The sequence below is a fragment of the Rhodospirillales bacterium genome, from assembly GCA_023898805.1.
In the GTDB taxonomy this organism is placed as follows: domain Bacteria; phylum Pseudomonadota; class Alphaproteobacteria; order Micavibrionales; family UBA1664; genus UBA6145.
This window is the reverse complement of sequence record CP060260.1, coordinates 903101-923760: the sequence shown is the minus strand read 5'-3', so window position 1 is coordinate 923760 and position 20660 is coordinate 903101. Positions and strand designations below refer to the sequence as shown.

At 60.7% G+C, this 20660-nt stretch carries 16 protein-coding genes and 1 tRNA gene; 11 read left to right on the top strand and 6 right to left on the bottom strand.

Annotated elements, in window-relative coordinates:
* Positions 1 to 209: 209 nt before the first annotated feature.
* From H6866_04600 to H6866_04590, 3 genes are all read right to left on the bottom strand, one after another.
* Positions 210 to 1685, bottom strand: coding sequence for an NAD-dependent succinate-semialdehyde dehydrogenase (locus H6866_04600; GenBank protein USO08493.1), 1476 nt, complete (start codon positions 1683 to 1685; stop codon positions 210 to 212).
* Positions 1686 to 2589: 904 nt separating this feature from the next.
* The gene (locus H6866_04595; GenBank protein USO08492.1) at positions 2590 to 2988 is read right to left on the bottom strand and encodes a hypothetical protein; all 399 of its coding nucleotides are present in this window, start codon (positions 2986 to 2988) and stop codon (positions 2590 to 2592) included.
* 339 nt (positions 2989 to 3327) lie between these two features.
* Positions 3328 to 3403, bottom strand: a tRNA-Ala gene (locus H6866_04590).
* Between the two features lie 136 nt (positions 3404 to 3539).
* Here H6866_04590 and H6866_04585 point away from each other — a divergent pair.
* The 4 genes from H6866_04585 (at position 3540) to H6866_04570 (ending at position 9003) form a co-directional block, all read left to right on the top strand.
* Positions 3540 to 4286, top strand: a complete 747-nt coding sequence (locus H6866_04585) for a CvpA family protein (protein ID USO08491.1) — start codon at positions 3540 to 3542, stop codon at positions 4284 to 4286.
* Complete coding sequence (locus H6866_04580; protein USO08490.1) at positions 4279 to 5844, top strand: amidophosphoribosyltransferase; 1566 nt, start codon at positions 4279 to 4281, stop codon at positions 5842 to 5844. The genes H6866_04585 and H6866_04580 overlap by 8 nt, the downstream gene beginning before the upstream one ends.
* Positions 5841 to 6554, top strand: coding sequence for an SDR family NAD(P)-dependent oxidoreductase (locus H6866_04575; GenBank protein USO08489.1), 714 nt, complete (start codon positions 5841 to 5843; stop codon positions 6552 to 6554). Before H6866_04580 ends, H6866_04575 begins: the two co-directional genes overlap by 4 nt.
* An 85-nt stretch (positions 6555 to 6639) precedes the next feature.
* Entirely contained in the window at positions 6640 to 9003 is a 2364-nt protein-coding gene (locus tag H6866_04570; GenBank protein ID USO08488.1) for an AAA family ATPase, read from the top strand.
* On the opposite strand, the gene der is transcribed toward H6866_04570, so the two are convergent.
* The 3 genes from der to H6866_04555 are packed head-to-tail and all read right to left on the bottom strand — an operon-like array spanning position 9000 to position 12494.
* A complete protein-coding gene (der, locus tag H6866_04565; GenBank protein ID USO08487.1) occupies positions 9000 to 10415 on the bottom strand; it encodes a ribosome biogenesis GTPase Der in 1416 nt (471 codons plus the stop codon). The two genes, H6866_04570 and der, sit on opposite strands and share 4 nt — an antisense overlap.
* Before the next feature lies 1 nt (position 10416).
* Positions 10417 to 11766, bottom strand: a complete 1350-nt coding sequence (locus H6866_04560; GenBank protein USO08486.1) for a PQQ-binding-like beta-propeller repeat protein — start codon at positions 11764 to 11766, stop codon at positions 10417 to 10419.
* Positions 11763 to 12494 carry a hypothetical protein gene (locus tag H6866_04555; protein USO08485.1) on the bottom strand — a complete coding sequence of 244 codons (732 nt, stop codon included), beginning with the start codon at positions 12492 to 12494 and terminating at the stop codon, positions 11763 to 11765. The genes H6866_04560 and H6866_04555 overlap by 4 nt, the downstream gene beginning before the upstream one ends.
* Positions 12495 to 12617: 123 nt before the next feature.
* Between H6866_04555 and H6866_04550 the strand changes: the two genes are divergently transcribed.
* The 7 genes from H6866_04550 to H6866_04520 all read left to right on the top strand — a co-directional run bounded on the left by H6866_04550 (position 12618) and on the right by H6866_04520 (position 20610).
* Positions 12618 to 13070, top strand: a complete 453-nt coding sequence (locus H6866_04550; GenBank protein USO08484.1) for a hypothetical protein — start codon at positions 12618 to 12620, stop codon at positions 13068 to 13070.
* A 78-nt stretch (positions 13071 to 13148) separates the two neighbouring features.
* Complete coding sequence (locus H6866_04545; GenBank protein USO08483.1) at positions 13149 to 14363, top strand: NADP-dependent isocitrate dehydrogenase; 1215 nt, start codon at positions 13149 to 13151, stop codon at positions 14361 to 14363.
* 13 nt (positions 14364 to 14376) lie between these two features.
* Positions 14377 to 15615 carry a L,D-transpeptidase family protein gene (locus H6866_04540; GenBank protein USO08482.1) on the top strand — a complete coding sequence of 413 codons (1239 nt, stop codon included), beginning with the start codon at positions 14377 to 14379 and terminating at the stop codon, positions 15613 to 15615.
* A 117-nt stretch (positions 15616 to 15732) separates the two neighbouring features.
* The gene (locus H6866_04535; GenBank protein ID USO08481.1) at positions 15733 to 16482 is read left to right on the top strand and encodes a type IVB secretion system apparatus protein IcmL/DotI; all 750 of its coding nucleotides are present in this window, start codon (positions 15733 to 15735) and stop codon (positions 16480 to 16482) included.
* A 148-nt stretch (positions 16483 to 16630) separates the two neighbouring features.
* Entirely contained in the window at positions 16631 to 17818 is a 1188-nt protein-coding gene (locus tag H6866_04530; GenBank protein ID USO08480.1) for a type IV secretion protein DotH, read from the top strand.
* Positions 17815 to 19164, top strand: a complete 1350-nt coding sequence (locus H6866_04525; protein ID USO08479.1) for a DotG/IcmE/VirB10 family protein — start codon at positions 17815 to 17817, stop codon at positions 19162 to 19164. The genes H6866_04530 and H6866_04525 overlap by 4 nt, the downstream gene beginning before the upstream one ends.
* Positions 19165 to 19266: 102 nt before the next feature.
* The gene (locus tag H6866_04520) at positions 19267 to 20610 is read left to right on the top strand and encodes a hypothetical protein (GenBank protein ID USO08478.1); all 1344 of its coding nucleotides are present in this window, start codon (positions 19267 to 19269) and stop codon (positions 20608 to 20610) included.
* Positions 20611 to 20660 lie beyond the last annotated feature (50 nt).

Genomic DNA, 20660 nt, shown 5'->3' with positions numbered 1-20660 from the left:
AGTGTATGTCGCGGGAAAGTCCCGTTTTTGTAATCCGAATATCCGTAAAATGCAATATCTGCTTTCCCGGAAACGCATTATTTTTATGGGAAGACTGACCCCATGTCAATAATTATGTTAAAATAAAAACAAGGCAGGAAAAATGCCCTGATCGCCGCGTGGTCTGGCGATTGTGTTTCGAGTCTACTGAAAGCAGCTTTAAGACGAGGTTAAATCCCGCCGAACAAGGTGTATTTGGGGCTGGTATATTCCTCGATCCCCTCCAGCCCACCCTCGCGCCCGAATCCCGATTGTTTGACGCCGCCAAACGGGGCGGTTGCGGTCGACATCAGCCCTTCGTTGACACCGACCATGCCGTATTCCAAAGCCTCGCTGACCCGATAGGCGCGCCCGATGTCGTTTGTATAGACATAGGCGGCCAGTCCGTGTTCGGACGCGTTGGCCTGGGTGATGGCATCCGCTTCGTCGTCAAAGGGGAAAAGCGCGGCCACGGGACCGAAGATTTCGGTCCGGGCCAGTTTCATCGACGGTTTCGCCCCGGTCAGGACCGTCGGGGCGTAAAACAGGCCGCCCTTTTTGTCGCGCCGTGCACCGCATGAAACCTTGGCCCCACGGGCGCAGGCATCGGCTACCAAGTCCTCCACCTTGGTCAGGGCGTCGGTATTGATCAGCGGGCCGATCGCGACATTGTCGGCAAACGCGTCGCCGGTCTTCAGCGCCTGAACCGCCTTGGTCAGATCGGACGCAAATGCGTCGTAGACGCCCCTTTGAACGTAAAAGCGGTTGGTGCACACACAGGTCTGACCCGAGTTTCTAAACTTGCTTTGTATCGCGCCATTTACAGCGGCTTTCAAGTCCGCATCGTCAAAGACGATAAAGGGTGCGTTGCCACCGAGTTCAAGCGAAAGGCGCTTGAGGGTCGGGGCGCATTGCGCCATCAGTTTGCGGCCCACTTCGCTTGAGCCGGTGAAGGAAAGCTTGCGGATGTCGGGATGGGTGCACAGGACCCTGCCCACGTCCTGCGCCGCGCTGGTCGGCAGGACGTTAAGGACGCCGGATGGCAGGCCTGCCTTTTCCGCCAGCGCCGCGAGGGCGAGGGCGGAAAGCGGTGTTTCCTGCGCTGGCTTAAGGATAATGGTACAGCCAGCGGCCAGCGCAGGCGCAACTTTGCGGGTGATCATCGCATTCGGGAAATTCCAGGGTGTGATCGCGGCGCAGACACCCAGCGGTTCATGGGTGACAACGGGACGGGACCCGTGACGAAAGGGTGGAATCGTGCGGCCATAGTGGCGGCGGCATTCCTGTGCGAACCATTCTATGAAGCTGGCGCCATAGGCGATTTCGCCGCGTGCTTCGGCCAGCGGCTTACCCTGTTCGGTCGAAAGTAGAGTAGCCAGATCTTCGGCGTTGGCCCTGACCAGGTCGAACCAGCGCATCAAGATCGCCGCACGATCGCCGGCCAGCATGGCTTTCCAGTCAGGCAGGGCGGCTTTTGCCGCGACGATGGCGGCGTTTGCGTCCGCCGCATTGCAATCGGCGACCCGGGTGACGGTTTTTCCATTGGCTGGATTTACGACCGCAAAGGTTTTACCGGTGCTGCCGGCCACCCATTTCCCGGCGATATAGGCGTGCTGACGTTTAAGATCGGGCAGGGCGGCGGATTTAGTTTTTTTTGTAGGCGGCATGATGGATTCGATGTCTGAGTTTTTTACAATTATAGAAGCGATGCCATGTAGAAACAGGGTGCCATTCTGAATGAGTACCGGTTTTTAGTCCCATAATCCTAAAATATTATTGCGATTTTTTTTAATCGCGGCATGGGGTCAAGCTGTGGGTAAGTTTGCGGACGATCTTAAAACCGCCTATATAAACAAGGATGTTACCCTTTGTCTGAATATCTTATAAGTGTTTGTAAATACGTCAAAAATACAAAAAAATGACTCGACGGGGGATGCGGATTCTGGTTGATTGAAGTCAACAAAATGCGCTGTTTCGTAAGAGATAGTCGTTTTGCGGGCCCCCTGGAAAGGGTCCGGGGTTCCGGAAGACGCGGCGGGTACGTCCCGCCAGTCCAAACGCCGGAAGCTCAAGGGATAGGTATAATAGGGCCATCCCCCGGTCGGCTGTACCCGTGGTCGCGCACGCAAAAACGTCGCAAGCCAGAACCGGATCACGTGTTGGCCCTCGACCCTGTCCCGCAATGCCGGACGAAACGTTTTCGATCCGACGCGTGGTTCATCGCCACGATAATCTAGGCGGGCCCTGGTGGCCGCGCCGGAAAGCCAGGCGGAAGAGGGTCGCACCCGAAAGCGCAATAACTGGCGGACTGATGATCGGAAACTGGCGGCACCTTTGCACCCGCTTTCGTCTTCGGACGATTACGCCGTGCTTGGTATCCGCGATTTCCAAACGGGCCCCGATGCTCGTTGCCGTCGAGATCTTCGCCTTCGGGCGCAGGTGGAGGCAATGAGGATCGGGGTTCTTGTTTGTCTAAATTTGTGTATTTTTCACTTTAATATGTGTTTTGGTTTTTTTGATAATAAAAAACACCTTTCTAGGTGCTTTTTATACTTATCTTTCAGTGTTCTCTCAGGCTTCGACGTCGATCAGCTTGCCAGAGAGGCGCTCTTCTTCCTGATGGAGTTTTTTGCGCAGCGTATCGAGACTGCGGCTCATGCGCGTGATCTCGCCTGTCATTCTGGCCGAGTCCTCGTAACGATCGGTGCTGGCGGCCTGCATTACGCGAACCAGAATTTCACCGCGCAGCGTATCGACCCTGTTATGCAGGTTTTCGAGGGATTGACGTTCCTCGGCTGCCTTGTCGGCGTCATGGCCACCCCGGTCGCCGGAATTCGTGCCGCCACGATTGTTGCCGCCGTTATCGTTGCCTGAATGGCGGCGCGCCTGTTCGTACAGCGCGGCGAATTCGCGCTGCTTACGGCCAGTCGCCGTATAGGAACCCGTGGGTGGTACGCTTCTTAATGCCATTGTCATCCTCCAGCGCCAATAAACGCGCCGGGTTGCTTGCATACAAATTTATTTAACGAATGGTTAATATGTCGCATTAAATTGCGGCAAAAATGTGGCAAATGTGGATTTTTTCTGTCAACCAATTGAAATGTATTGGATTTTTTAACCGCAAAACCTTTACGAACGTTAACGTTCATGGACGTTGATTGTTAATTCTTGTCTGGTGGCGCGTGGTCACACGGCACGCTGAACAAAAACAAAAAGGGCCGACACGGGTGTCGGCCAACATAACAACACGGAATGAAAAAACAGCCTTTCGAAATGCCTTAAACGAAATGCCTTAAATACGACCGGGCGTGGTGGAGGTGATCGGGATCGAACCGACGACCTCGTCATTGCGAACGACGCGCTCTCCCAGCTGAGCTACACCCCCGTTCGCCACGGTCGGGATGCTTCTACACCGAGTGCAGGGCGGGTTGCAAGTCCCCTGATCGGCGCGGTTGTGAAGCCGTGTGAAAACGCCGGTGAATCGCTTGCCTTCGGGTGGCGGTTTCACTATCACAAAAGGCATGGTTCTCGATCTCGTCGTACTGGGCATTTTATTCGTTTCCGCTGCCGTCGCCTTCATGCGCGGGTTCGTGCGCGAAATCTTCACCATCGGGTCGCTTGCGGGGGCGGGCATCGCGACCTTGATGTTCGGGCCAAACCTCAAGCCTATGGTGCATGACTGGATCATCGATCCCGCAGCCAAAACGCCGCAAAAGCTTTTCGATCTTATTCCTTATGAAATGCTGGTGCCGGTCATCGCCTTCGCGATCGTGTTCTGCGCAAGCCTCGTGGTGTTTACGATCATTACACATCTGGTGTCTAAGGGGGTTCATTCGGTGGGGCTGGGCCCGGTCGACCGGTCGCTGGGTGTCGTGTTTGGGTTGATACGCGGCGTAATACTGATCGGGCTTATGGGCGTGGTGATGAATTTCGTACTTAGCGACGAGCAGCGCGAAACCTATTTCGGCGATTCACGGACCTATCCGATGGTGACTTATAGCGCCGACCTGATGCAGGCGTTGATGCCGGGGCGCGAGGTGATCGAAAAGGTCGCGAAAAAAGATATCAATGCCACGCTGGATGCCGCGAAGCCCGGTACAGAAGCGCTGGAACCAGGGCAGGCGGGCCGGACCGCCAAGGGCGATCAATCGTCATCTGTCGGCAAGGCCGTGGCAGATTCGCTGCGTCGCCGCGCGGCGGACACACTGGCGCCAAAAGATGCCGAAACGCAACAAAGGCCGCGCACACAGGGGCATTTCAATGACTAAGACGTTGGGGACCGATCCGCTGGGGAGTCCGTTGGGGCCGAATGCCAAGGAAGACGACCATTTTCACGACGAATGCGGCGTGTTCGGTATTTACGGGACGCCGGACGCGGCGGCGCTGACCGCGCTTGGTTTGCATGCGCTTCAGCATCGCGGGCAGGAAGCGTGCGGCGTCGTGGCTTGGGATTCGCACCTGCCCGCGCGGGCACAATCGACCGCGCCCGAGGATATCGAGGATCCGGTCGGGCATTTCACTGGCACGTTCAGCGCGCATCGCGGCATGGGGTTGGTGTCGGACAATTTCAGTTCGCAGTCGGTCATCGACGGGCTGCCGGGCAGCGTTGCGATCGGGCACAACCGCTATGCGACCTGTGGGGCCAGCATGTTGCGCAATGTGCAGCCGATTTTCGCCGACCTGGCCTTCGGCGGGTTCGCCATCGCGCATAACGGGAATCTGACCAACGCCTATACGCTGCGCGAGTCGCTGGTGGGCGCGGGGGCGATCTTCCAATCGACATCGGATACCGAAGTCATCGTGCATTTGGTCGCGCGTTCGCACAAGGCCACGGTGCTTGAGCGCGTGACCGAGGCGCTGGGCCGGATCGAAGGGGCGTATTCGTTGGTCATCGTCGCGGAAGGCAGGCTGATGGGGGTGCGCGATCCACATGGTGTGCGACCGCTTTGCCTTGGCCGTCTTGGCGATGCGTATGTGCTTGCCTCGGAAACCTGTGCCTTCGACATCATCGGCGCGGAATATGTACGCGACATTGACCCGGGTGAAATGGTGGTGATCGACGCCGACGGCGTACGAAGCCTGCGTCCGTTCGAGAAAACATCGTCGCGTTTCTGCATCTTCGAATACGTCTATTTCGCGCGGCCGGACAGCCTGGTCGACGGGCGTTCGGTGTACGAAGCGCGCAAGCGCATTGGCGCGGAACTGGCGCAGGAATCGCCCGCGCCGGGTGCCGAACTGGTGGTGCCGGTGCCGGATTCGGGCGTGCCTTCGGCCATCGGTTATGCCGAGGCGGCGGGGCTGCCCTTCGATCTGGGCATCATCCGCAACCATTATGTCGGGCGCACCTTCATCGAGCCCAGCGATAGCATCCGTCATCTGGGTGTGAAACTTAAACACAACGCGAATGCCGAGATCATCAGAGGCCGGTCGATTGTGCTGGTCGACGATTCGATCGTGCGCGGCACAACCAGCCGCAAGATCGTCGAGATGCTGCGTCAGGCAGGCGCACGCGCGGTGCATATGCGTATTTCCTGCCCGCCCACCAGGCATAGCTGTTTTTACGGTATCGACACGCCGACCACGGCCGAGCTTTTGGCCAACCGCTTGTCGGTCGACGAGATCCGCGAATATATCGGCGTCGATTCACTGGCTTATGTTTCGCTTGACGGTTTGTATCGCGCGCTACGGATGCCGGGGCGCGACAACGCGGCGCCGCAGTTTTGCGATGCGTGCCTGACCGGCGATTACGCCATACGCCTTACGGATTTCGAGGGACGGGAAGACCGCACGCGCACGGTTTCCAGCATGGGTGAGGCCGCGGCATGAGCGTGGACAGGACAGGACGGGTCGCGCTGGTCACCGGCGCGTCGCGCGGGATCGGCTTCGCCAGCGCGTTGGCGCTGGCACGCGCCGGCGTGCATGTGGTCGGGCTTGCACGCAGCAAGCCGGGGCTGGAACAGCTGGACGATGCGATCCATCAGGCGGGCGGGACGTGCACCCTGATGCCTTACGACCTGCTTAAGGGCGATCTGATCGAAGGGTTGGGCCCGGTTTTGTTCGACCGGTTTCGCCGGCTCGACATTCTGGTCGGCAACGCCGCGATGCTGGGCGGACTGACGCCGGTCGCGCAGACCGATCCCAGTGTGTGGGAGCGCGTGTTCACGCTGAACGTTACCGCCAACCTGCACCTGATCCGGACCTGCGATCCGCTGTTGCGCGCGTCGGATTCCGGACGCGCCGTGTTCGTTACGTCCGGCGCGGCGCATTCGTGCAAGCCGTACTGGGGCGCCTATGCCGCGTCCAAGGCGGCGCTGGAAGCGATGGTGCGCGTCTATGCCGGCGAGGTCGCGCATACCAACCTTAAGGTCAATTTGCTCGACCCCGGCCGGGTGCGTACCGTGATGCGGGCCGAAGCCTATCCGGGCGAGGACCCGGCGATGCTGCCGCTTCCCGAAATCGTAGCCGATGCGATTTTGCGCATGACCCTGCCCGCATACACCGATCATGCGCAACGCGCCGCGATTGCCGCGGCATAGTTTTTTCATATATTGCACCGCAGGTATTGGTGCGCTATGACAAACCCGGAGCCGAACGGTTTGACGATTCAAAGGACGGGAAATCATGGTTCAGCGCAGCTGGGAAGCGGAGAATATCGACAACGCCCTTGAGGGGCGCGACCGCTTCGCGGATGCCGTTGCCTGCGAGTTTCTGGGGCGGCTTTTGAATGTCATTCCACCGGATTCACAAATGGCGGCGGCAATGTGCGCCGTTTTCGACGGCGACCGTTTTTTCGACCATATCAAGCGGAATGATTTTCCCGAACGGCGCGCGCAGCATTCAAGGCGTATGCGTGATTATGAAGCTGCGATGAAACCGTTGCGCGCGCAACGCAACCGCCTGATCGCCGCCGAGCGGAATAATATCATAAAAAGACAAACGGCGGATCAATACGATCTTGCTTCCCTGACCAAAGAGTTGTCGGAGATTGACAGCGCCAGACGTGAGGTGCATGCGAAAATCGATGCGGTGAGCGACGACAAGCCGAGGCCCTATGCACGCAGGTATGTCAAAGTCATGGGCAGGGGGTATCCGAAAGCCACCGCAAAAGACATCGCCTATCTTCGCGGGATGCTTGCGCGCGAAGCAGGCCGCCAGAACGAGATGGCAGGAAATGCCGTGTATAAAAACCTGATGGCCATCGCCGATCTGCTTGAGTGGCCGGTAGCCGAGCGCGAAGCTGTCCGCCTGATCTGGGCAATACAGTCCTGTTCATCCTTTGAAGGTGCCCTGAAAGACAGTTTGCTTACATTTGATACCGCTCAGCGCGAGACGGCTTTCAATCAGGTGGCGGCGGTCATGCTGGGAGTCAGCCGGCAAAAAGTTTCAAGCCTGTTTGCCCCGGATGGCGAGCTTGCCCTGTCCGGCGTCTTGATACCCGTTGCCGGGGGTTACCATCCAAAGCTGAACGAGACCCTTTTCAAACTGCTGGACGAACCGGACGTCACGACGGAAAAAATGTTGCGCCGTTTGATCGGCGAGGCCGCAACCACGAAACTGGATCTTAAGGCCAATTTCAATTACGTATCCGGGCATATCGAACATGTGCGTCTGCTGGTGGAAAACGCGGTATGCGACCAAGTGGCCGGGTGCAACATCATCGTTTACGGGTTGCAGGATTCGGGCAAGACGGAATTCACCAAGGCTTTGGCCAAGGCGCTGGACATGCCCTTGTACATGCTGGGGGAAACGAAGGCGGGACACGCAGAACCCAGCGCCGACGAGCGCCTTGGGCAAATTCTTCTGGCCAAGCGCCTGACCGCGCATATGAGCGGCGTGATCCTGGCGGTGGACGAGGCTGAGGAGCTTTTGAAAATCCGCGATCCCGGTGCCGATAAGGCGGCAGGCGGGGTAACCAAGGTATTTTTAAACCGGTTGCTGGAACGCGGGCAGATGACGATCTGGATCGTCAACGATATCGACAAGATCCATCCCGCCGTGCGCCGCCGCATGAAATACGCGCTGCCGTTCGGCGCGCTTACGGCCCGGGACCGTTTGCAGGCTTGGAAAGCCATTGTCAAAGATCATGGTCTGGATATTGATCCGGCGGCGCTTGAGGCGCTGGCCGTCAAATACGAAGTCCCCGTGGGCAGTATCGTGACCGCCGTGGAGAACGCACGGTTGACCACGCGCGATCGGAACGGGCTTGAAAGATCGTTGCGGTCGACGGGCACGTTCGTGTTTAACGGTGTCGGCAATGTCCTGACATTGCAGGCGCCGCACGAAAGTTATTTTCCCGAGTTGGCGCAATTTCGCGAACGCCGGTTTTCGGAAGGCCCGGACGCGTTTCGCGTCCGTATCGCCAAGCATCTGGACAAGGCTGTCGCGATTTACGCGCACGGACCATCGGGCGCCGGTAAAAAGGCGTTTTTCCGCGATATCGCATACCGTAACGGCCGCGAATTCATGGAACATAGTTTCGTCGAATTCTTCAACGAACCGGAGATGCTTGGCGATATTTTGCGCGATGCGACAAACAAGCCCTGCATCATGGCATGGAACGACATGGCGGCCCTTAACGCCTATCCCGTGCATCATCCCGTGGCGTCGGCGGTGCGCAAACGGATCGCGCAATTGCTGGACCTGATTCCGGTCATCCACGTTTTCTCATCGAATGTTGCCGATACGCCGCCGCAATGGCTGGCGCAGGATTTCCCGTTCATCCTAAAATACGATCATCTTTCCCGGCAACAGATCAGACAGGCATGGCCCTTGTTCTTCGGCACATCCGAACCGCGCGGGCGCAACCATGCCTATAACGCGCTGACGCCAGGGCATTTCGCGACCATCGCCCGGCGCAACAGAGGCTTGGGCGTGGAGGATGGGGCGCTTGAAGGCGCGCTTGGCGAAGTATCGAAAATCGATCCCGCGGATCAACCGAAACCGGGTTCGTCCACGCCGGGCGGCGCGAAACTGATCATACATTAAGACGCGTACGGGTTTTTCGAGGTGCGCAGGTTGAAGCGGATGGGCACGCCGCCAAGCGCGAATTTTTCGCGCAGGCCGTTGGTCAGGTAGCGCATGTAATCGTCGGGCATGTCGTCGGGGCGGCCGCACCATAAAACGAAGGTGGGCGGGCGGACCTTGATCTGGGTGATATAGCGCAGGCGGTTGGGCCGCCCGTTGACCAGCGGCGCGGGGTGGCGGCTTTCCATCGCGCCGAGCCAGCGGTTGAGCGCGCCGGTGCCCACGCGTTTGTTCCAAAGCGTGTAAGCATCGCTCATCGCCGTGTGCAACCCGTCAAGGCCTCGGCCCGTGAGGCCGGAAAGGTAGACGGTTGGGATATCCGGCAGCTGGCCCAGAACCTGCGCCAGCATTTCAGGCAGTTGTTTTTGAATGGCGGCGCGTTCCCCGACCGCATCCCATTTATTCACCGCCAGCACCAGAATCCGGCCTTCATCGACCACATGCCGGGCGATGGTCATATCCTGTTTGTCGATACCCGCGACGCCATCGACCACCAGCACCACGATCTGGGCCAGACGCACGATGCGCATCGTTTCCTGGGTCGAGATTTTTTCGACCTTGTCGGTGATCTTCGCCTTGCGGCGCAGACCGGCCGTGTCGACCAGCTGGTATTTCGTGCCATGCCAGTGGAAGTCGATCGCGATCGGGTCGCGGGTGATGCCGGCCTCTGGCCCCGTCAGCAGCCGGTCCTCCCCCAAAATCGCGTTCACCAGGGTCGATTTGCCCGCGTTGGGGCGGCCCACCACCGCGACTTTAATGGGTTTTGCCGCCACATCCTCGTCGTCCACGAATTCAAAGTCGAGATCGCCCTCGATCGCGTCGAGGTCCGGTCCCGCGCGGCGCGGGGCGTCGCTTTGCGTCGCGTCCGTATCGTCCGCGCGCGCAGGCATTTTTTCAAGAATCGCATGGTAAAGGTCGGACAGGCCAAGCCCATGCGCGGCGGAAACGAAAAACGGATCGCCGAAGCCAAGCGCGTAGGCTTCGGCCACGCGCTCGCGCGCGGCCTTGGCATCGGCCTTGTTGACGACCAGCAGCACCGGTTTCCCGGATTTGCGCACGGCACGGGCGAAATGTTCGTCGGTGGGCGTGACGCCCGCGATGCCATCGATGATGAACAAGGCCAGATCGGCGCGGGCCAGCGCGGCCATGGTACGTTCGCGCATCCGGTCGGTCAGTGTGCCGGATTCCGCTTCCTCCAACCCCGCCGTGTCGATGATCGTCACGGCTTCGTCGAAAATCCAGCCTTCCGCCTCGCGCCAGTCGCGGGTCACGCCCGGGCGGTCGTCGACAATCGCCAGGTCCTTGCCCGCTATGCGGTTGAACAGTGATGACTTGCCGACATTGGGGCGGCCGACAAGGGCGATGGTCAGCATCTTATTGCCACGCGCTGAGCGTGCCGTTCTTTGAAAGCAGGTAAAGCGTCCGGTTGGCGACGATGGGCGGGGCCACGACGTCCTGTCCGGTTTTGGTCACGCGCTGTTCGGCGCCGGTGGCGGGATCGAGTTCGCGCATCTCGCCGTTCGAGGAAACGAGGATAAGCCGTCCTCCCGCCAGAATCGGTCCGTACCAGACGATGGTGCCCTTGAGCTCGTCTGGGTCGGTATATTGCGGCAGTTGCATCGACCACTGGGTGCGGCCGGACGCGCGGTCGAGCGCGGTCGCGACTCCGTCCGCGCCCACCACGAAGACACGGTTGCCCGCGACAAGCGGCGTTTGCGAGCCGCCGACATTCGCATCCCAGCGGCGTTCGCCGGTGCGTTCGTCGATCGCGGCGGTGCGCCCGGCATAGGATGTGGCGACGACGAGGCCGCGGTCGACGACCGGCAGGCCGCGAATGTCGGAAAAGCCCAGATCGCTGCCGCTGCGTACAAGCGGCGCTACACTGTCGGACCACGATACCGCACCGGTTTCGGCCTGAAGGGCATAAATTTCGCCCGACGAATAAGCGGGTACGACGATGTCGCGATTGGCGGCGGGCGCGGCGGCGCCCAGCAGGCCGGTGGTTTCAGACAGGCCCTGATGGGTCCAGAGCTGGTGGCCATCGGCCGCATCAAGCGCGACGGTTTCATTGTCAACGGTTACCGCGTAGACGCGATCGGGCATGGCCGAGGGTGCGGAACGCACCGCGCCGTCAACCTTGGTGCGCCAGATTTCCGAACCGTCGGCAGGGTTCATGGCCAGCACCTCGTTAAAGCCGGATGTCACGAACAGGCGTCCACCGGAATAGGCGACGCCGCCGCCGATCACGGGTTCGTGCTCGGTCTTGGGCATCGCGCTTTGGGTCCAGATCGTTTTGCCGTTGGCGGCATCGAAGGTGCGCACGCGCGATTTGGCGTCCAGGGCGAAGACCCGGCCGTCGGCCATCACCGGCTGGGCGCTTAAAGGTTGATCCTTGGATGCGCCCGCGCCGATCGCGGACGACCAGATTTTATGCAGCGCGCCGGAATTGAGGGCGACGTTTTGCATCGCGTGGTTGGCAAAGCCACCGGCTTCGGGCCAGAATTCATTGTCCCACGGCGCGGGCAGGTCGGCCGTGGTGTCGGCGGCTGCTTGCGCAGGGGTCGCGGCCTTGTCGCCGTCGGCCATGGATTTTTCCATGTCGAAAAGCGAAATGCGCGTGCCTTCCAGCGGCGGGGCTTTTTTGTCCTTGAAGAGGCTGCATCCGGCAAGGGTCAGCGCGGCGATGCAGGCAAAGGCAATCGGGCGAAGGTGGGCGCGGTTCATGGTTTTTCCTTTTGCGGCTGGACGGGCGTGCTGTCGGCGGCCTGTTGCGCGCGGATCTCGTAAAGATGGCGCAGTTCGGCGATGTTGGTCGTCATCTCAGACGCGCGACCGGCATGGGTTTCCGCACGGTCGAGCATGGCCAGCGCGCGGGCGGGGTCTTTCAGGCGTTCGCCCGCGACGATCGCGGCGCTTGATTCCGGCAGGGCGGCAAGCGGCGAGTCGCCGATTTCGCGTGCGAGTTTGTCGAAGGCATCCACCAGTTTTTCCGGGTCGGCGGACGCATCGTCCATTTGCAGGCGCAAGGCGTCCCACGCGCCCAGCCAGCCCCACGGCATGTCGCCGCCGGCCTTGGCAGCGGCGGTGTAGGCGGCGTCGAGTTCGGCGCGTTTTTCCGGAGTCGCGGGGTCGCCCACCACGCCCGCGCGCACCAGCCAGGCGATCGCCGCCTGCGGGCGGGTCAGTTTCGCGGCAGCGGATTCCGTAACCGGCACCGCAGGGTCGGAGAGCAGCGCGATCAGATGCGCGGTCGATTCAGCGTTGCGGGTTTCGCGCATGTTGCGCCATATCACGCCCGCAGCGGTCCCGATCACCAGCATCAGCGCCATGCCGATCAGGGTGGAACCCCAGTTCTTCCAAAATAATTGCAGACGTTCGCGCGCCAGCGCGTCTTCGGCATCGTGCAAAAGCAGTTCGCTGCGTGCCTGTGCCTCGTCCTGATGAAGGGCCATCGGAAATCCCTATTGATTATTGTGGTTGTCGTTTTCGCGGTCTTCTTTATGGAGAGGCGCCGCGCGGGCGTCAACCACGCCCAAAAATTGACATAAAGCAAGCGGGTGTGAGATAGGGAGCTGATGTCACGTCATCGTACAGGCCATGCCGCTTCATCAGCCCGCCGCCCTTTCGCCGTCATCACGGGCGGGCGGCGTGTGGAGGAAACCGACGCGATCAAAGCGCTGGCGGATCGCAGGCAGGCTGCGTTTTCCATTTTGTCCGCGCTGTATTCGGGATTGATTCAGGTCAATTTGGCCCGGGATTACGATTTGCTGGTTACCGACAATATTGTGGCCATGAGCGTCAAGCCCAGCGCAAACAGCGCCGGTGACCGCCAAGGCTGGCGCTATATGTCTTTGACCTTCTCGCCCGATAGGAATCAATGGACCTTCGCCTATGACGGGTTTCGCGCCACGGGCAATGATCTGGGCGTGCTGGCCAAACAGGCCATGGCCGGCATCGAAGGCATTGAGGGCCGCAGGCTGGTCCTGGCCGGCAAGGTCATCCCCAGACGCAGGGCACGTCACCTGTAAATCGCCATCAGATCGCCCTTGTCGCAAGGTAGTCATACCCTTAGTGTGATGCCCCGTTAGGGCATGGAGAGGCTTGCGATGGCAAAGATCAAGGTCAAAAATCCGGTCGTCGAACTGGATGGGGACGAAATGACCCGCATCATCTGGCAGATGATCCGCGAACGGCTGATCTTGCCGTATCTGGACATCGACTTGAAATATTACGATCTGGGCATTCAAAGCCGCGATGCCACCGAGGACCGGATCACCGTCGACGCCGCCAACGCGATCAAGCAATACGGCGTCGGGGTTAAATGCGCGACGATCACGCCGGACGAGGCGCGGGTCGCGGAATTCAACTTGAAGAAAATGTGGAAATCGCCCAACGGCACCATCCGCAACATCCTGAACGGCACGGTATTCCGCGAACCCATCATCTGTCAGAACGTGCCGCGCACGGTGCCGATCTGGACCCAGCCGATCATCATCGGCCGCCATGCGTTCGGCGACCAGTACAAGGCGACGGACGTCAAGATTCCGGGACCGGGCACGTTGACCCTGACCTATACGCCCGAAGGCGGCGGTGCGCCCCTTTCGTGGGAGGTGTTCCATTACGACGGGCCGGGCGTGGGCATGGCGATGTTCAATGTCGACGACTCGATCGCCGGGTTCGCGCGGGCCTGTCTGAATTACGGGCTTGCACGCGGGTATCCGGTGTATCTGTCGACCAAGAACACGATTCTCAAGGCCTATGACGGGCGGTTCAAGGATATTTTCCAGCAGATTTACGAGGCCGAGTTCAAATCCCGGTTCGAAGCCGCGAAACTGACATACGAACATCGCCTGATCGACGACATGGTGGCCTCGGCGATGAAATGGCCGGGCGGGTTCGTGTGGGCGTGCAAGAATTACGACGGCGACGTGCAGTCGGATTCCGTGGCGCAGGGTTTCGGGTCGCTTGGCCTTATGACTTCCGTCCTTCTGACGCCCGCGGGCGATTGCGTCGAGGCCGAGGCCGCGCACGGCACGGTCACGCGGCATTACCGCCTGTACCAGCAAGGGAAAGAGACATCCACCAATCCCATCGCGTCGATTTTCGCGTGGACGCAAGGCCTTAAATACCGCGGCCAGTTCGATGCCACGTCGGATGTTACCGCTTTTGCCCAGACGCTGGAAAAGGTCTGCGTCGACACGGTGGAGGGCGGCGCGATGACCAAGGATCTGGCGTTGCTGATCGGGGCTGACCAGCCATGGCTGACCACCGCCGCGTTTATGGACCGGATCGACGCCAACCTCAAAACAGCACTCAAATAACGCGATGTATAAAATGATGACCAGATTTCTGATCGCCCTGTTCGCCGTTACCGCGCTGGCCCACGCCGCCCACGCCAAGGACAACAACGACAGCCGCATGGCCGGCACGCAGCCTGTGGCCGGGGTTTCCAAGCCGATCGTGGACAACGATCCGGACGCGAAAAAGGGGGCGCCCAAGCCTAAAATCAAGACGACCAAAAAATCGTCCAAGGTGGCGCAGGCTTCCGCCCCGGCGATCGCGCCGAAGCAGAACTATGTCGGCAAGATCGAAACATACCGCGCACGCGGGGACGATACGTTGCAAAGCATCGGCGAACGGGAAAGTCTTGGTTATGTTGAATTGCGCGCCGCCAATCCGTCGATGGATCCGTGGCGGCCGGGTGCCGGCAGGTTCATCATCCTGCCCAAGATGCATCTTCTGCCCGACGGGCCGCGCAAGGGCATCGTCGTCAATCTGCCGGAAATGCGGCTTTATTACTATCAGTCGAACGGCGAGGTCGCGACCTTTCCCATCGGGGTCGGACGCGAAGGGTTTTCGACCCCGACCGGCAGCACCAACATCGTCAGCAAGACCAAGGGTCCGACATGGCGGCCGACCCCGCGCATGTTGCGCGAAGACCCTAGTCTTAAGCCGTTTTACGGGCCGGGGCCGGACAATCCACTGGGGACGTACGCGCTGTATCTGGGGTGGCCGGAATACAGGCTGCACGGCACCAACAAACCATGGGGCATCGGGCGGCGCGTGTCGTCGGGGTGCATCCGCATGTATAACGAAAGTGCCGAATACCTGTTCGGCCACGTGCCGGTGGGTACGCCGGTGACCACGGTGCGCCAGCCGATCAAATTCGCGTGGATCGGGGACATGCTGTATATCGAGGCGCATGCGGATGGCATGTTGGCCGACCAGATGGAGCGCGGAGAGATCGATTACCGCGTGCCGGACGATTTGTTCGCCGATCTGTCCCGCGCGGCGGGTAAGTCGCGCGACGACATCGACTGGAAGGCCGTGCGCGAGGCGCTGCGCGACCGGCGCGGTTATCCGGTGCCGATCCTTTTGGGTGCGCGTGAAGACCAGAAATTCGTGACCGATTCGATGATGCGGCGCGCGGGCACCGAACGCGTCGAAGACCGCGAGGTCGTGCCGCCGTCGGGTAACGCCTCGGCACCGGTGCCGGTACCGGCACCCGGAAATGCCGGATCTTCGGCGGGCAGTGCGGGTGCGCGCCGCAGCATGGGCGGTTTCAACAGCTAGGTGTCGGGACACGACATCTCGTTCATGCGGGGATTCGGGCATAGAAAATTTGTTTAGAATCATGCAGTTTTACCTTTATAGTGTGACCCGATTGATCATATTCCGTTAACCGAAGCCATGCCGCCCACCCCGCCCAACAATACGCCGAACGATCCCAAATCCGCCCCGCGCCCCAGCGCGGCGCAGGCTCGCGCGGCCAAGGTCGGTGCGGGAAAAGGTGTGGCAGATGCCGAGGCGCGCAACGCGCAGACCGGGCTTGGCCGGATCGTGGTGCGCAATGAATTCTACCGCGACGGCTATCGCACGATGTTGCGGGTCGCGCTGATTGAAGCGATCGCGGTTATCGGCTTGATTATCGCGATGATCGTCATCGTATACGCCTATCAGCCAGAAAACCGTTATTTCGCGACAACCGAGGATGGGCGCGTGGTGCCGATGGTGGCGCTTTCAGAGCCGAACCTCTCGCGTCCCGCGCTTTTGTCATGGGCCAGCCAAGCCGCGACCGAAACCATGACTTTCGGTTTCCACGATTATCGCCGCAGGCTACAGGAAGCATCGCGCCATTTCACCCGGCAGGGCTGGAACTCCTTCGTCAAGGCGCTGCAAGATTCGGGTATCATCGAGGCCGTGGAAACCAATCGTCAGGTCGTATCCGCCGCGCCGCGCGCCGCGCCGACCATTCTGGCCGAGGGGGTCATGAACGGCGTTTATCAATGGCAGGTGGAAATGCCGATGATGATCACCTATCAGTTCGGGTCACAGCAGCGCAATGTCAGCATGACCATCCGCCTTGTCATCGTGCGCGTCCCGCGGCTGGAAAGCCCGAACGGCGTCGGAATCGAACAATGGTTGGCTTACGGGTCATAAAAGCGTGACTCAAAACGCGAGGGGCGCGGGAGAGATGTTTTCCGGAATTCTTGACAGCCGCGCCAAAACCGCGTTGTCTTCTGGTGATAATTTAGAAAAAGCCCACGAAAAATCGGGCGACTCTTATTATGGTGGCGGTGTGCGTGTCATGAAACGGCTTTTGCCGGTACTCCTTTTCGGTTTTTTGTCTGTTGTCGCCGGGCCTGCGTCGGCGCAGGACGCCGCTCCTGTTGCCGCCTCTCCCGTCGCATCTTCGGATGCAAAGACGCCTGCCGCCGCGTCACCGGCGGCCAATGCTCCGGACGCCACGGGATCCGCGATCCTGCCGCCCAGCAGCGATGCGCCGCCCACCGATGTGCAGGACCCGTTGGCCGAATTCCGCCGTGCCCAGCAGGCCGAGGCGCCCGCGTCCGCCAATGCCACGCCGGCCCCGACGCCGGGCGGATTCCAGCAGCCGGGCGCGGACCAGCCCGCGGACCAGTATTACAACCTGAATACGCTGAGCGCCGAGGATGTCGAGGCGAAGCGCGCCGAACTTGAACAAAAGGCGCGCGAGCAAGCCTTCGATGCTGCGCTCAACGGTATGATGCCGATGACGCCGGACCAGATCCGCGCGCTGCTGGACAAATACAAGGTTACGCGCGATGTGTCGGAATCCCGGATCGGCGGCATGCCCAAGCCTGAGGTCACGGTACAGACCGTTTCCCTTGATCCCGGCGTCACGCCGCCGGTCATCAAGCTGAGCCCCGGTCACGTCACGTCGATCACCATGATGGATATCACCGGTCAGCCTTGGCCGGTGCAGGACGTCAGCTGGGGTGGAAATTTCGAGGTCATCTCGCCGGGCGACGGGGGGCATCTGATCCGTGTTTCGCCGATGGGCGCGGCCGAGGTCGGCAACATGTCGGTGCAGTTGGTCGGTTTGAAAACCCCGGTCACATTTACGCTGGAGACCCAGCTTGACGTCGTGCAGTACCGCTTCGACGCCCGTATCCCCGAATACGGTCCCAACGCCACGCCGCCGATCATCGATCCGGGCCTTACCATCGAGGCTGGGTCGGACAAGGCGCTGACCCAGATTCTTGACGGGGTGCCGCCGGGTGGCACCGAAAAACTGACGGTCAACGGCGTCGACGGGCGGACATCGGTCTTCCGGTCGAACGGGACGACGTATCTGCGCACGCCTTTGACGCTTCTGTCGCCGGGCTGGAGCGCATCGGTCAAGTCCGCAGACGGCATGACGGTTTATGTGGTCAACAATTCACCGGTGCTCCTGCTTTCGGATCACGGCAAGCTGGTGCGTGCGCAGGTCGAGGAAAACAAGGCAGCACAATGACAGACAACGTTACCTTTGATCCTGAAGCAGGGGTTCCGCAGGAGCCTTCGCACGACGATTTCAGCCACGAGGAAGACCTTTCGTCCGGCGATGACGGCTTCAACGAATTCGACGCGCCTGGACATGGCCAGAAGGGCGGGACGCTGGGCGAAATGTGGCGCAACAACCCGATCATCAAGCTGGGCGTCATCGGGGTCGGTGTCGTCGCGGTGGTCGCGGCCTTCGTGATTTTCGGCATGGGCGGCAAGCAAGACGACCAGTCGCGCGTGGGCACAGCGCTGAAGGAGCACGAGGCGCCGGGCAACGACACGACCGAGGCCTATCGCGACGCAATCAACGAGGTCAACCAGCAACGTCTGGATCAGGCAGTGCAGACCGGGCAAAGCACCATGCCGATCCCGGTGTCGGACAATACAGATAATTCGCTTCAGGACGGGTCCGGTACGCCACCGGCGTCGATGGACGATCCGTTGGCCGGGTGGCGGTCGGGGTCGCAGCAATCCGGGCCTGATCCCACGCTTGAACCCACCTCGCCGCAATTGGTGGGTGGCAACGGGCAGGGCGGCAACGGTGCGCAGCAGCAGGTGATGCCGTCGGGGCCGGATCCGCAGGCGGTCGATGCGCTGGCCAACGCGATGACCCAGCAGATGCAGCAGATCCTGGACAAGCACAAAATCCTGCCGCCGCAGATCATGCAGGTTACGTCCGCTGATTACCTTGAGCAGAAGGCACAGAAGGCGTCTTCAAGTACGGGCGGTGCCAGCACGGCCCAGAATGCGCCGGTGGTCAAGGAAATCCTGATTCCGGCAGGTACAATCGTTTATGCCCAGACGCTGACCGAGGCCAATACGGATGCGCCGGGGCCGGTGCTTGCGCGGCTGTCCAGCGGGCCTTTGGCCGGTGCGCGGATTCTTGGCTCCTTCAAGGATACGGAGGATTATCTGATCCTCGATTTCAATACCGTCGTGGTCAACGGCATCTCGCAATCCGTCAATGCGGTCGCGATTGATCCGAAAACCACGTTGCCGGCGTTGGCCAGCGAAGTCGACCGGCGTTACTGGCGGCGCGTGCTTTTGCCCGCTGCGGCCCGGTTCATCGAAGGCATGGGCAACGCCATCGCCCAGAATGAGCAGACCGTGGTGGTGACGGCGGATACGACGACGGTGTCGCAGCCCAAGCTGAACACGCGCGAGCAAGTGGCTGCCGGGTTGGCCGCCGGCACCTCGAAACTTTCGGAAGAACTGGATAACGAAGGAAACAGGACCAAGGTGATGATCAAGGTCAATGCCGGTACGCCGATCGGTGTTTTGTTCCTTGAGCCCGTGGTCAAGGATTCGGGGCAATAAGATGGGGCAATAACCCGTTCGACATGTTCTTCGCGCGCATAACCGCGCGCGGAACGGTAAAAACCATTGAACGCGTCGGCCCGCCCTGTTAGGCGTATGTTTATGAACCAGATCAACGATCCCGACATGCATCAAGACGGCCACCATGGTGACGAACTCGAAGATTTCGACGTCTATGACGAAGCGCCGGAGGAGGCCGCGCACGGGATGGATCCGGGTGCGGATTCGATCGATGACGCGGATTTTCACGACGTGTCGGACGAACTGGATGCCGATGTGTTCGGCGAGGGGGAGCCCGCGCCCTTACCTGCCAAAAAAACCAACTGGTTCAATATCGGCGTTGTCGGGGCCATGGTTCTGGTGGCAGGTGGATTGATCGCCTCCAAGGTTTTACCGCAGATCATGGCTGGCAACGCGCCCGCCCCCACGGTGCAGGAGGCTTCGGGCGCCAACACGGCCGACAGCGCCGCCGCAGCGCAGGAAGCCATCGCGCCCGCAGGCACGCAAAACGCCGCGCAGGGGGCCGGGCTTCTTGATAATCCAGATAATTACGCGGCGCTTGGCAATACCGGCAACGCGCCGCAGACCGCCGCCAATGCTCAAACCGCCGCTGACGACCCGTTCGCCAAGATCGTAGCCCAGCCAACGCAAGGTGCGGACGACAATGCCGGCGCGGTGCCGATGCCCGCGCCGATCGCGACGCCACAGCCGGGATCGGTGGTCGGGCAGTTTCCGAACCAGCCGCAAACGGTGTCGCAGACCTCGGTTACTCCGACGCAGTTGCCAGCGCCGGATACGGCACAGCCGCAGATCCAAACCGCTGCCGCGCCCGCGCTTGAGGATACAGGCGCCGGAGGGGCGAGTGCGGGAGATACGACGGCATTGGCCGGACGGGTCAACGCGATCGAGACGCGGCTTGACCAGATGGATTCCAAGCTGACCGATGCGATGGACAAAATCGCCGCCGCCGCCCCCGCCGACGACAGCAAGCTGAGCGCCATCCAGACGACACTGGAGCGGCTGGAAACACGCATCGACGATCTTTCTCAATCGCGTCCTCGCGCCGTGGCAGCGCGCAGCAATGATTCCGACGTGATGGCGTCTGCGGCATCCGCGGCCCCGAAAAAGCGCAGCGCCGCTTCGGGCAGCAGCAAAAAAACCAAGCCAAGGGCGACTTCGACGTCCAGTTCCGTATCCAGCTGGGACCGTCCCTATAGCCCCGCAAGGCGTGCGCAACCGGTTTCGACGGGCGGCAATTCGTCGGGCGGCAGCGGTGGCTGGTCGCTGCGCGGTGCGCGCCCCGGCCATGCCGTGCTGGCGCGCGGCGGCGATATGCGCGAGGTTGGCGTCGGCGACGATGTGCCTGGGCTGGGTCAGGTTACTGGAATCGCCAGTATCGGTGGGCGCTGGGTCGTGCAGGGCACGCAGGGGCGGCTGGCACAGTAAAAGCCGTTCCAACTTGTTTATAATGGTCGCAAGTACCAGATTCGCAACGA